This window comes from Hydrogenophaga sp. 2FB, from assembly GCF_005503365.1.
GTDB lineage: Bacteria > Pseudomonadota > Gammaproteobacteria > Burkholderiales > Burkholderiaceae_C > Hydrogenophaga.
The window spans coordinates 45,285-56,829 of sequence record NZ_SCML01000020.1; the positions used below are offsets into that span (position 1 = coordinate 45,285).

The 11,545-nt window shown below is 66.8% G+C and carries 11 protein-coding genes; 2 read left to right on the forward strand and 9 right to left on the reverse strand.

Annotation, left to right across the window (positions count from 1 at the left end):
* Positions 1-3 precede the first annotated feature (3 nt).
* From FFS09_RS13475 to FFS09_RS13485, 3 genes are all read right to left on the reverse strand, one after another.
* Positions 4-426: a universal stress protein gene (locus FFS09_RS13475; RefSeq protein WP_137919403.1), complete on the reverse strand. Its 423-nt coding sequence runs from the start codon at positions 424-426 to the stop codon at positions 4-6.
* Positions 427-497: 71 nt separating this feature from the next.
* Positions 498-1,295, reverse strand: coding sequence for a metallophosphoesterase (locus FFS09_RS13480; RefSeq protein WP_137919404.1), 798 nt, complete (start codon positions 1,293-1,295; stop codon positions 498-500).
* A gap of 23 nt (positions 1,296-1,318) precedes the next feature.
* On the reverse strand, positions 1,319-2,329 hold the full coding sequence (locus tag FFS09_RS13485) for a LysR family transcriptional regulator (protein WP_137919405.1): 1,011 nt from the start codon (positions 2,327-2,329) through the stop codon (positions 1,319-1,321).
* A 103-nt stretch (positions 2,330-2,432) separates the two neighbouring features.
* Between FFS09_RS13485 and FFS09_RS13490 the strand changes: the two genes are divergently transcribed.
* Positions 2,433-3,005: a hypothetical protein gene (locus tag FFS09_RS13490; protein WP_137919406.1), complete on the forward strand. Its 573-nt coding sequence runs from the start codon at positions 2,433-2,435 to the stop codon at positions 3,003-3,005.
* A 68-nt stretch (positions 3,006-3,073) separates the two neighbouring features.
* On the opposite strand, the gene FFS09_RS13495 is transcribed toward FFS09_RS13490, so the two are convergent.
* From FFS09_RS13495 to FFS09_RS13510, 5 genes are all read right to left on the reverse strand, one after another.
* Positions 3,074-4,933, reverse strand: a complete 1,860-nt coding sequence (locus FFS09_RS13495) for a phosphoenolpyruvate carboxykinase (GTP) (protein ID WP_137919407.1) — start codon at positions 4,931-4,933, stop codon at positions 3,074-3,076.
* A 280-nt stretch (positions 4,934-5,213) separates the two neighbouring features.
* Positions 5,214-5,357, reverse strand: a complete 144-nt coding sequence (locus FFS09_RS30650) for a hypothetical protein (protein ID WP_171020009.1) — start codon at positions 5,355-5,357, stop codon at positions 5,214-5,216.
* 60 nt (positions 5,358-5,417) lie between these two features.
* Complete coding sequence (locus FFS09_RS13500) at positions 5,418-5,846, reverse strand: PaaI family thioesterase (protein ID WP_137919408.1); 429 nt, start codon at positions 5,844-5,846, stop codon at positions 5,418-5,420.
* Positions 5,847-5,850: 4 nt separating this feature from the next.
* Positions 5,851-7,311 (reverse strand): mechanosensitive ion channel, encoded by a 1,461-nt coding sequence (locus FFS09_RS13505; RefSeq protein ID WP_137919409.1) that lies wholly within the window; start codon positions 7,309-7,311, stop codon positions 5,851-5,853.
* Positions 7,312-7,399: 88 nt separating this feature from the next.
* Positions 7,400-8,605, reverse strand: a complete 1,206-nt coding sequence (locus tag FFS09_RS13510; protein WP_137919410.1) for a threonine ammonia-lyase — start codon at positions 8,603-8,605, stop codon at positions 7,400-7,402.
* A gap of 155 nt (positions 8,606-8,760) precedes the next feature.
* Here FFS09_RS13510 and FFS09_RS13515 point away from each other — a divergent pair, with 155 nt between their 5' ends.
* On the forward strand, positions 8,761-11,154 hold the full coding sequence (locus tag FFS09_RS13515) for an ATP-binding protein (protein WP_137919411.1): 2,394 nt from the start codon (positions 8,761-8,763) through the stop codon (positions 11,152-11,154).
* A gap of 19 nt (positions 11,155-11,173) precedes the next feature.
* Here FFS09_RS13515 and FFS09_RS13520 read toward each other — a convergent pair whose 3' ends face one another.
* On the reverse strand, positions 11,174-11,518 hold the full coding sequence (locus FFS09_RS13520; protein WP_137919412.1) for a hypothetical protein: 345 nt from the start codon (positions 11,516-11,518) through the stop codon (positions 11,174-11,176).
* Positions 11,519-11,545: the final 27 nt, after the last annotated feature.

Sequence of the window (11,545 nt, forward strand, 5' to 3'; positions counted from 1 at the left end):
AGGTCAGCGCACCAGCAGCACCGGCACGCCGCAATGCGCAAGCACCTGCGTGGCGACCGAGCCCATCACCAGGTTGGCCAGGGCGCTGTGGCCGTGCGAGCCCATCACCAGCAGGTCGAACTTGCCACCGTCGGCCGCCTTGGAAATCTGTTCGCCGGGCGCGCCCACCTTGTGGAGGGTCTTGGCCTCGATGCCGCTGCGCTTGAGAAGCTGGAGCGCCGCCCCGGTGACCTTGGCGGACTCTTCTTCGTAGTATTCGTTGACCGTCTCCGCACCCACCGCCGCGCGCGCGCGCGCAGGCAGCGGGGCTTGCACGGTGATCAGGGTGTAGTCGTTGTCGGAGCCAAACATGGCGTCGTGCGCGGCCAGGTAAGCCAGCATCTTCTCGGTGTACGCACTGCCATCGACAGCCAGCAAGATCTTCATGAGGTCATCTCCTTTGGGGGTTGCATCAAAGGCCAGTGTATGTCGTCGCGCGCGAAGGGTTTTGCGCTGGCTCAAAGAGAGGGCGCATGGGCGCGCTCGGGCACCACGATCAGCTGCTGTGGAAGGAAGCCGTCCTGTTCGTTCTTCACCGCGTAACCCAAGGGGTTGGCGACGATGCGGCAGCGACCCACGCGCACGTCGGTGGGGCAATGCAGGTGGCCGTGCAGCCAGAGATCGGCCTGCGCCAACCAATCGTCCAGCCCGTTGCAGAAACCCGCGGTGCCCGGGCTCAGGCCGTAGCGCGGGTCGGCGCTGTGCAGCGTGGGCGCGAAGTGTGTCACCACGACGGTCGGGCCCTCGAACGGTTCGGCCAGGGCGTTGCGCAACCAGTGCTGGCATTCCAGCGCCAGCTCGCGCATGGCCTGGGCGTCGAAGAGCCGCCCACCACGGCGGCCCGCCATCTTCACGAGGTAGTGGTTGGCGGCGCGGTAGGCCTTCTCGCGTTCGCCGAGCGCGTCGTAGTCGCTCCACAGCGTGGTGCCGACGAAGCGCACACCTTGCAGCACACGCGTTTCGCGCTCCAGCCAGATCAGGCCCAGGCGCTCGCAGGTCTTGCGCAGCCGGTCGTGGGCGTCGTCCACGTCGAGCGCGTCGTACTCGTGGTTGCCGGGCACGAACAACACCGGCACCGGCCAGTGGGCAAAGCGGCTCAGGCCCCAGTCGGCCTCGCCCATGGCGCTGCCGTCGCGGCGCAGTTGGTAAGAGCCGACGTCACCCGCGAGCACCAGCAGATCGGCGCCGGGGGCGGGCGTGGGGACGAAGTCCGGGTTGGCTTCGAGGTGCAGGTCGCTGAGCAGCTGAAGTTTCATGCGCGCATTGTGGGCCAGGGCGTTCAAGCCTTGGGTGGACGAGGGCGTTTCGCGGCGGGTGGGGCGTTCGTGGGCTCGGTGGCGCGAAATTCGATGGCCGACGCGCGCGCCACGGCCTCCCGCAGCCAGCGGTGGGCGGTGTTGTGTGTGGCGTTCCGGTGCCACAGCGAATCCACATGCACCGGGGGCACCTGCAGCGGCAGCTCGCACGCCGCGAGCTCATGCTCCATGCCGGTGGCGCCCACGAAGTGGCGCGGCAGCACGGTGAGCATGTCGGTCGTGGCCACCACGCGGCCAGCTGTGAAGAACTGATTGACCGTGAGCACCACGCGGCGCTTGCGCGACATCGCCGCGAGCGCCTCGTCCACGAACCCGAACGGGCGGCCCGAGAAACTCACCAGCAAATGGCGCGCCTCGCAATATTCGTCCAGGCTCAAGGGTTTACCGGCCAGGGGATGGCCGCGCCGCATAACCACCACGTACTCGCCGACGTACAGCTGTTGATGGTGGAAGTTCGGGTTGTGCTCCTGCAGGTGCAGCGCGCCCAGCTCGGCCAGCACGCCAGGGAAATAGCCGATGGCCAGATCCACCGTGCCGGACTCGAGCAGGTCCCGCGGATCGCGCGTGGTCAGCGGAAGTATGCGCAGGTTCGCGCCCGGCGCTTCGCTGTCGAAGATGTCCATCAGCGCCGGCATGAGCTTGGCGGCGGTGGCATCGGCCATCGCCAGCAGGAAGGCGTTGCGCGCGCTGGCCGGCTCGAAGGTGCCGGGCGCGAGCGACTCGCGCAGCAAGTGAAGGGCGTCGCGCACCGTGGGCCACAGCGTCAGCGCGGCTGGTGTGGGCTCCACGCCATAGCCCGAACGCCGCACCAGGTCGTCGCCCAGCACGTCGCGCAGGCGGCGCAGCGCGTTGCTCACGGCCGGCTGCGTCATCGCGAGGTTGTGGGCCGCGCGCGTGAGGTTGCGCTCGGTCATCACCTCGTCGAAGACGCGCAGCAAGTTCAGGTCCAGGGTGCGGAAATTGAGGTCATTCATCACTGTTGTGAATGTAATTCATCATAAAGATAAAGTGGGAGGATATGAGGGTTTCCCCTAACATTCGGGTGTCCAAAAGACATTTACCCCAAAGGAGTTCGCCATGAGCACATTCGCATCCCATCCTTCTGCCCCGCTGGGCTCGCGCCCGGCATCCGCCCCTGCGCACAAGGGGGTTGAGGGCGTTCGTCGCCGCGGCGAAAACACGCGCGGCCTGGCCGCCATGTTGCTGGCCGCCGTGCTGGCTGCCCTGGTGGTCGCCGCCGACCGCCTGATCAGCACCTGGGCCGACGACCAATTGTTCCTCGCCTGGGTCCTTCTGTGGGTGGTCGTGTTCGCCGGCATGGCCCTGTTTGCCGACACCGCCCGCTCGCTGGCCCGTCGCGCCGTGGTGGCGCTGGACGGTTGGTCGCAGGCCCTGGCCGAAGCGCGCGCCGAAACCCGTCTGTGGGAACTGGCCCGCATGGACCACCGCCTGATGACCGAATTGCAAGCGGCCCGCACGCGCGCGCAGGACGAGCAGGAGGTCGTGGCAGCGCCTGTGCAGCAGTCCTTTGACGACGCCCTGGCGCCGCTGGGCCTGCCCGAAGCGCCCAAGGTCCTCGAGCAGGTGCTGAGCCACTGGGAGCGCGTGGGCATGGCCCGCGCCCGCAGGCAGCTGGCGCAATACTACTGACGCGCCAAGCGCCCATAAAAAAACGCCACCGGTTTCCGGTGGCGTTTTTTTTGCTCGGCCGACGTGTCTCAGGCGGCCAGGCGTTTTTCGATCGCGGCCTTGGTTTCCTCCAGCTCGCGCGGCAGGTGGTACGCCAGCTGGGTGAACAGCTCGCTGTGCAGGCCCAGTTCCTCGGCCCAGGCCGCCTTGTCGATGTGGGTCACGGTGCGGTACTGATCGGCCGAGAAGTTCAGGCCTTCCCAGTGGATGTCCTCGAAGCGCGGGCTCACGCCAAAAGCGTGTTCGACACCGGCGCCGGCCTGGCCTTCCAGGCGGTCGATCATCCACTTCAGCACGCGCATGTTTTCGCCGAAGCCGGGCCAGACGAACTTGCCGGCCTCGTCTTTGCGGAACCAGTTCACGCAGAAGATGCCCGGCAGCTTGGCGCCCTGGGCGGCCAGCTTGTTGCCCACATCCAGCCAGTGCTGGAAGTAATCGCTCATGTTGTAGCCGGTGAACGGCAGCATGGCGAAGGGGTCGCGGCGCACCACGCCTTGGGCGCCAAAGGCGGCGGCGGTGGTTTCCGAACCCATGGTGGCGGCCATGTAGACGCCCTCGGTCCAGTTGCGCGCTTCGGTCACCAGCGGCACGGTGGTCGAGCGGCGGCCACCGAAGATGAAGGCGTCGATCGCCACGCCAGCGGGGTCGTCCCAGGCGGCGTCCAGCGCGGGGTTGTTGGTGGCGGCGACAGTGAAGCGGGCGTTGGGGTGGGCGGCCTTGGCGCCGGTTTCCCTGGCGATCTGCGGCGTCCAGTCCTTGCCTTGCCAGTCGATGGCGTGGGCCGGGGCGTCGCCCATGCCTTCCCACCACACGTCGCCGTCGTCGGTCAGCGCGACGTTGGTGAAGATCACGTCACGGTCCAGGCTGGACATGCAATTGGGGTTGGTCGCCGTGTTGGTGCCCGGTGCCACGCCAAAGTAGCCGGCTTCGGGGTTGATCGCGTACAGGCGGCCGTCCTGGCCCGGCTTGATCCAGGCGATGTCGTCGCCAATGGTCGTGACCTTCCAGCCTTCAAAGCCCTTGGGCGGGATCAACATGGCGAAGTTGGTCTTGCCGCAGGCGCTGGGGAAGGCCGCGGCCACGTGGTACTTCTTGCCTTGGGGGTTGGTCACGCCCAGGATCAGCATGTGTTCGGCCAGCCAGCCCTGGCGCTTGCCCATGGTGGACGCGATGCGCAGCGCGAAGCACTTCTTGCCCAGCAGCGCGTTGCCGCCGTAGCCCGAGCCGTAGCTCCAGATTTCGCGGGTCTCGGGGTAGTGGACGATGTACTTGATGGTCGGGTTGCAGGGCCAGGTGGTCTTGTCGGTTTCACCTTCGGCCAGCGGCGCGCCCACGGTGTGCACGCAGGGCACGAATTCGCCGTCGCTGCCGAGCACGTCGTACACGGCCTTGCCCATGCGGGTCATGAGCTTCATGTTGACCGCCACATAGGCGCTGTCGGAGAGCTCGATGCCGACGTGGGCGATCGGGCTGCCCAGCGGGCCCATGCTGAAAGGCACCACGTACATGGTGCGACCGCGCATGCAGCCGTCAAACAGCGGCTGCAGCGTGGCGCGCATTTCGGCCGGGGCTTTCCAGTTGTTGGTCGGGCCGGCGTCTTCCTGCTGGGCCGAGCAGATGAAGGTGCGGTCTTCGACGCGCGCCACGTCCGACGGGTCGGAGCAAGCCAGGAAGCTGTTGGGCCGTTTCACCGGGTCGAGCTTCTTCAGCGTGCCCGCGTCCACGAGCTGCTGGCACAGGCGGGCGTATTCCTCTTCGCTGCCGTCGCACCAGACGATCTGGTCAGGCTTGCACAGCGCGGCCATGTCGGCCACCCAGGCGATCAGCCGGGCGTTCTTTACATAGGAGGGGGTGTTGAGGGCCAGGCCCTGCATCACAGGTGAGTTCATGGAATCGGCTCCAGAAGTTTGTAAAGCGGTGCACCTCAGAGACACCGACAGCCGCAAGCGTCAGGGGTGACGCGGCGGCTGTCGAAAGGGTCCCTTCGGGAAAGGGGCGGGCCTCGTCTGCAAGCAGGCCAATGCTGCAATTTTATGAAAGGGACCGGCGGGTTACCAACCCGTTACATGCAAAACCCGCATAACGTGATGCATGAGACGCCTGGCCGGCCAAAAGAAAAGCCGAAGGCCCCGGTCGGGGCGTTCGGCTTGGGCGGAGGCGCTGAACGGATCAGGCCATGAACACAGCGATGAAGGCCAGCAGGAACATGAGCACGCCGCCGGCGATGGGCAGGACGACGGGCATGTAAGGGACGATGGACTCCACCAGGTCGTCGGAATGTTCGCTGGGCGTGTGGCTTTCGTGCTTGGACATGGTGCGGGGCTCCGTCAGGGGTTCAAAACTCCTGCGATTTTACGGGATGGGGCTGCGACCTCAGAGCAGGGCGTAGGTGGTGCTGGCGCGGCACACGCTGCGGCCATCGTTCGCGCCGCAGATGTCGATTTCGCCGAACGCCAGGTTTTTGCCCGCGCGGATCACGCGCGCGGTGATGCGCGCATCCTGCCCCGAGAGCGGTTTGAGGAAGCTGGTGTTGAGCTGCACCGTGGTCATGGGCCGGTGGGAGCCCAGTTGCGTGACGATGGCCAGCACCATGGCGGTGTCGGCGGCCGCCATCATGGCCTGGCCGCACAGCATGCCGCCCACGCGTGAGAGCTGGTCGCTTTGCGGCAGCACCAACGTCACTTCGCCGTCGGCAAACGATGCCACTTTCAGACCCATGGCCTGGATCCAGGGCGCGAACCACTCGGCCAGCAGGCCCTGGAGCAACTCGTGGGTGATGGCTGTGTCGGGGTTCTGCGCCATGCGCTCATTCCCCGCGGCGGAACCGGGAGAGCCAATGCTCCATCAGCTTGCCAGCGGCTTCGCGCCCGCCCAGGCCGAAGGACAGGGCGACGGCCACCGCGACCGCGCCCAGCGTGAGGCCGAAGGCGAGGTTGACGATGTCGTCGGCAATGCCCATGGCGCGCAGGCCCATGGCGATCACGAGGGCCAGGATGGCGTAGCGGCCAATGCGCGCCAGGCCCTTGGTGCCGGGGCCGCTGGCGCGGTCGATGGCGTCGTAGGCGAGGTTGGCGAGCCAGAAGCCGATCACCAGGATCGCCGAGCCGAGCAGGATGTCGCCGCCAAAGCGGATGAAGCTCGACACGATGCCGCTGACCTGGCCGAAGCCGAGCTGCGCGGCCGCTTCCACGGTGGCAAACAGCATGGCGAAGAACAGCACCACGCGGCCCACGGCGGTGGAGGCGCTGGTGTTCTCGAAGGCGTGCGCCATGTTCACGCGGGCGGGCAGGGTGTCAAAGCCCAGCGTGGCCAGCAGACTGGCCAGCAGCTTGCTGGCGAACGAGGCCACCAGCCAGGTGACCACCAGGATCAGCGCGGCGGCGATGAGGTGCGGCACCGCCTGCAGGATCAGGTTGAGCATGTCGGTGGCGGGCCTGGAGATGGCTTCGATCTTGAGCGCGTCGAGCGCGGCGATCAGCGAGGGCAGGAACACCGCCACGAAGACCAGCATGCCGATCACGCGCGAGAGGCTCACCGTGTCGACCAGGCCGGCCTGGTGGCCAAGCTTGTCCACGCCCGCCGTGCGGCTGAGGTGGGAGGTGAGGTTGCGCAGCACGGTGGCCACGATCCAGCCCACGCCGCCGATCACGAAAGCCGCCAACGCGTTGGGCAGCATGTCCAGCGTTTTGGTCACCATGTGGCGCAGCGGATCGAGCAGGCCTTCCATTTGCAGCGCGCCCAGCACGGCGGGCACGAACAGCAGGATCACCAACCAGAACAGCGCACCCGAGAGGCTTTCGCTGATGGGCGACATGTCCGCATGTTCGGACAGCGTTTCGTCGAGCGTGGTCTTGTCCAGCAGCTTCTGCGACAGCGCGCGCACCACGCTGGCCACCAGCCAACCCAGGAGCGCCAGCATCAACCCGCCGATGATGCGCGGCGCGTACTCGAAGAGCTGCGTGGTGAAGACCGAGAACGGGCCGGAGACGATCGTCAGGTTCAGCGAGTTGAACACCGCGACCAGGGTGAGCAGGATCACGATCCAGAACAGGGCGAGCGCGACCGCGCCCTCGATGTCCACGCGCGTGTTGGTGAGCTTGCCGAAGCGGTGGTTGACGCCCACGAAGCCCAGGCTCTTGCGCGTGGCCGCGCGCACGACCACCGCGATGAGCCAGCCCAGGATGAAGATGGCGAGCGCGCCGAGCAGTTGCGGGATGTGCGTACCCAGCGTGTTCTGCAGCGAATTCCAAAGCGTGTTGGTGTCCATCGGTCCCTCCTGGTTGTGTTGGCAGTGCGGCGCATGATGTCAGAGCCGCCGCCACAGCGTCAACCTCCACGCGCCGCGGCGCGTGGTCTTACATGGGGACGATCGCAGCGTCAAAGCCCGCTTCGCGCAGGCGTGAGATGACGAGATCGATGTGTTCACGTCCACGCGTTTGCAGCACGAGCTCGATGGCCACGTTCTGCGCCGCCAGCAGCGTGAACGCGCGCTGGTGGTGAACCTCGTTGATGTTGGCCCCGGCCTCGGCCACCGTGGCCGTGATGCGCGCGAGGTTGCCCGGCACGTCGCGCGCGTTCACCTGAATGCGCGCGAGCCGACCGGCGCGCACCATGCCGCGCTCGATGATGGAGGCCAGCAGCATCGGGTCGATGTTGCCGCCGCACAGCACCAGGCCCACGCGCTGGCCGGCAAAACGCTCCGGGTGTTTGATGAGGGCGGCCAGGCCGGCGGCGCCCGCGCCTTCCACCAGCGTTTTTTCGATCTCCAGCAGCATCACGATGGCCTGCTCGATGTCGCCCTCGTCGACCAGCAGCAGCTCATCGACCCGGCGCCGCACGATGGCTTCGGTGATCACGCCCGGCGTGCCCACGGCAATGCCTTCGGCAATCGTGCTCGTGCCCTGCGGCAGGCTGGTGCCCTGAATGGCGTTGACCATGGCGGGAAAACGCTCGGTCTGCACGCCGACGATGCGGATGTCTGGGCGGATGGCCTTGGCCGCCGTGGCGATGCCGGCGATCAGGCCGCCGCCGCCGATGGCCACCACCAGCGTGTCCAGGTCGGGCTGTTCGCGCAGCATCTCCAGCGCGAGCGTGCCCTGGCCGGCCACGATGGCTTCGTCGTCGTACGGGTGCACGAACACCAGGCCTTCGCGCTCGGCGAGTTCTCGCGCATGCGAACGCGACGCATCCAGCGTGTCGCCGTGCAACACCACCTCGGCGCCGAAGCCGCGCGTGCGCTCCACCTTCACGCCCGGCGTGAAACGCGGCATGACGATCACCGCGCGCAGGCCCAGGCGCTGCGCATGGTAGGCCACGCCCTGGGCGTGGTTGCCCGCGCTCATGGCGACCACGCCGCGCGCGCGCTCGTCGGCCGTGAGTTGCGAGAGCTTGTTGCACGCGCCGCGCTCCTTGAACGAGGCGGTGTATTGCAGGTTCTCGAACTTCAGGAACACCTGACAGCCGGTGAGCTGGGAAATGGTGCGCGACTCGACGAATGGCGTGTCGAGCACATGCCCTTTCAGACGGGCGGCGGCGGCTTCAATGTCGGCGAGTTGCAGCATGGCGCGATTGTGGCGCAGCCGTTGTGCAGCGCCATGAGGGCAAAGCCTGACAAATTGCCCGAACACGCCGTATCACTCTCTTCCATGATTCATCAAGCTGGGTTATGGTCCGCTCAAATGCCAACCCAAGGGCCGGCAGTTCAGGAGGTGTCTGGATGAACAAGCGCTCGCCGCAGTCTGCGGTACTGGCGGTTCGCACCGTCCCCGATGCGCGCGAGGGCCGCGGCCCGATCGCGGGCGAGGGGCGTGTGTTCGTGCCGCACGGTTTGCGCCAGGCGCCTGTGCTCGACCTCATGTGCTCGCACTTCGTGCTCACGCTGGCCGCGCGCCAGGGCCCGCGCTTCAATGTGCGGCGCGACCTCAACACCTTGCTCTCGCTCGCCGGCCGGCACCTGGTGTGGCCGCAGACCGTGCTGCTGCGCCTGCGCGAATTCCTGCAGCGCCGTTGCAAGGACAACGAACTCTGGAGCGGCCACGATGGCCTGACCACCAACGCCTTCATGGAACGCTATGGCGTCTGGCGCGGCCCTTATGAAGAAGGCACGCTGTTCTTCTACCTGGACGAGTACGCCAAGGAGTCGCCGAAAGACCTGCTGTCGGTCCTGGCGGTCACCGGTGAATGGCTGAGCCACTCGTTGAAGAAGCAGTCCACGCTGGTGGAAAAGAACATCGATGCGCTCGCCGGCCTGCTGCAGCTCAATCGCGCCGAGCGCGCGCTGCTGCTCTACGGCACGCTCGCGCGCTACCAGCGCGACCTGCGCTCCATTCTGGTCGAGTTCAAGGTGAACAACGCACCCGAGGCCTATGCGGCGATCGCCGATGTGGCGGGTGTGAAGGCCAGCGAGGTCGGCGAAGCGCTGCGCGCCGGCTCGCGCCTGGAGCGGATCGGCATGGTGGAGAACCTGATCTCCGAACACAACATCACCGACCTGGCCGACCTGATGAAGGTCAGCGAAAAACTGCCGCCGGTGCTGATGCGGGAGTACCGCACGCAGAGCGAGCTGATGGCGGTGTTCACCCGACCCGCCGCGCGCTCGGCGCTGAGCGAAAAGGACTTCGACTACGTGGGCGAAGACGTGCGCCTGCTCTGCGGCCTGCTGCGCGAAGCGGTGGCGCGCAAGGAGCCGGGCGTGAACGTGCTGCTCTACGGCCCGCCCGGCACCGGCAAGACCGAACTGGCGCGCGTGGTGGCCAACGCCGCCGGCCTGGAACTGTTTGAAGTGGAGTACGCCGACCGCGACGGCAACGCGCTCTCTGGCCGCGACCGCTACCGCTCGCTGCAGATCGCGCAGGTGTTCCTCAAAGGCACGGCGCATTCGGCGTTGCTGTTCGACGAAGTGGAAGACGTGTTCCCGCCGATCTCCAGCGAGGCCGCGCAGATCATGGCGCGCGCCGAACACGTGGCCGCGCCGCACACCGGCAGCGTGAGCGGCAAGGCCTGGGTCAACCAGATCCTGGAAACCAATGCCGTGCCCACGCTGTGGGTGACCAACCGCATCGAACAGATCGACCCGGCGTTTCGCCGCCGCTTCGCCTACCACCTCGAGCTCAAGAGCCCGCCGCCCGGCGCGCGCGAGCAACTGGTGCGCAAGACGCTGGAGAGCGCGCCGGTGTCCGACGCGCTGGTGGCGCGGCTGACCGAACGCAAGGGCCTCACGCCTGCGCAGATACGCACCGCGCTGCGCTTCGCGCAACTGGCCGCGAGCCCCGCCAAACCCAAGGCCCGGCGCAGCAGCAAGGCGCCGCTGTTGCTGGACGACCTCATCGAGCGCCAGCTCAAGAACGCCGACCTCGCCCTGGGCCGCAAGCCCGATCTGCTGCAGCGCCCCAGCGTCACGCAGTACAGCCTGGACATGCTCCACATCGAGACGCGCCACGAACTGCCGCGCGTGATCGCCGCGCTCAAGGCGCGTGGCCACGGTTGCCTGTGTTTCCATGGCGCACCCGGCACCGGCAAGACCGCGCTCGCCGAGCACATCGCGCAGCAGCTGGAGCGCCCGCTGATGATCCGCCGCGCGAGCGACCTGATCAGCAAATTCGTGGGTGAAACCGAGCAGCAGATGGCCGCGATGTTCCGCGAAGCCGAGGCCGAGAAAGCCGTGCTGTTGCTCGACGAGGCCGACAGCTTCCTGCAGGACCGCCGCGGCGCGCAACGCACGTACGAAGTGACCGAAGTCAACGAAATGCTGCAGGGCATGGAGCGCTTTGCCGGCATCTTCATCTGCACCACCAACCTGATGGACAGCATCGATCAGGCCGCGTTGCGGCGCTTCACGTTCAAGATCCGCTTCAAGCCGCTGACGTCGGCGCAGCGCCAGAAAATGTTTGTGGTCGAAGCGCTGGACGGCGACGCATCGAAACTGGAGCCGGCACACGCCGCGCGGCTGACCAAGCTCGATCAGCTGTGTCCGGGCGATTTCGCGGCGGTGAAGCGGCAGGTGGAAATTCTGGCGGAAGCGCTGGCGCCAGAGGAGTTCATCGCTCAGCTCGAAGCCGAGCACCGCATCAAACCCGAGGTGCGCGAAGCCCGGGGCATCGGCTTTACCTGAGCGCAGGCGCGGCGGGCCTTCAGTGCATCAGGGCCATCGGGCCCGTGGGCAGTTCGTCCGACGAATAGTCGGGGTGGTGGGTCATGAAGAAGCGCAGCTTCTGGTCCAGGCGGGACAGGCGGACGGTGGCCACGCTTTCGCAATGGTGCTTGGAGATCAACTCGAACAGCTTGCTGCGCATGAACCACAGGTCTTTGGGCGTCAGGCAGGACGCCAACGCCGACTGCAAACGGGTGCGCACCGGGTCCTTGATGTCGGCCATCGCTTGGTGAAATTCGTCGACAAGAAAGTCCAGCTCCAGCACCTGCGTGTCGTGGTACTCGGCTTTCTGGGTCTTGCCAAACCATGGCAACTTGAAAAACATGAAGCGCTCCCGTCGATGTCCGGGCCG

Excerpts from the sequence above, each read along its gene's own strand:
- FFS09_RS13520 (WP_137919412.1), bottom strand. The coding sequence starts at position 11,518 with ATGTTTTTCAAGTTGCCATGGTTTGGCAAGACCCAGAAAGCCGAGTAC.
- FFS09_RS13495 (WP_137919407.1), bottom strand. The coding sequence starts at position 4,933 with ATGAACTCACCTGTGATGCAGGGCCTGGCCCTCAACACCCCCTCCTAT.
- FFS09_RS13515 (WP_137919411.1), top strand. The coding sequence starts at position 8,761 with ATGAACAAGCGCTCGCCGCAGTCTGCGGTACTGGCGGTTCGCACCGTC.
- FFS09_RS13500 (WP_137919408.1), bottom strand. The coding sequence starts at position 5,846 with ATGGCGCAGAACCCCGACACAGCCATCACCCACGAGTTGCTCCAGGGC.
- FFS09_RS13510 (WP_137919410.1), bottom strand. The coding sequence starts at position 8,605 with ATGCTGCAACTCGCCGACATTGAAGCCGCCGCCGCCCGTCTGAAAGGG.
- FFS09_RS13475 (WP_137919403.1), bottom strand. The coding sequence starts at position 426 with ATGAAGATCTTGCTGGCTGTCGATGGCAGTGCGTACACCGAGAAGATG.
- FFS09_RS13485 (WP_137919405.1), bottom strand. The coding sequence starts at position 2,329 with ATGAATGACCTCAATTTCCGCACCCTGGACCTGAACTTGCTGCGCGTC.
- FFS09_RS13490 (WP_137919406.1), top strand. The coding sequence starts at position 2,433 with ATGAGCACATTCGCATCCCATCCTTCTGCCCCGCTGGGCTCGCGCCCG.
- FFS09_RS13480 (WP_137919404.1), bottom strand. The coding sequence starts at position 1,295 with ATGAAACTTCAGCTGCTCAGCGACCTGCACCTCGAAGCCAACCCGGAC.
- FFS09_RS30650 (WP_171020009.1), bottom strand. The coding sequence starts at position 5,357 with ATGTCCAAGCACGAAAGCCACACGCCCAGCGAACATTCCGACGACCTG.
- FFS09_RS13505 (WP_137919409.1), bottom strand. The coding sequence starts at position 7,311 with ATGGACACCAACACGCTTTGGAATTCGCTGCAGAACACGCTGGGTACG.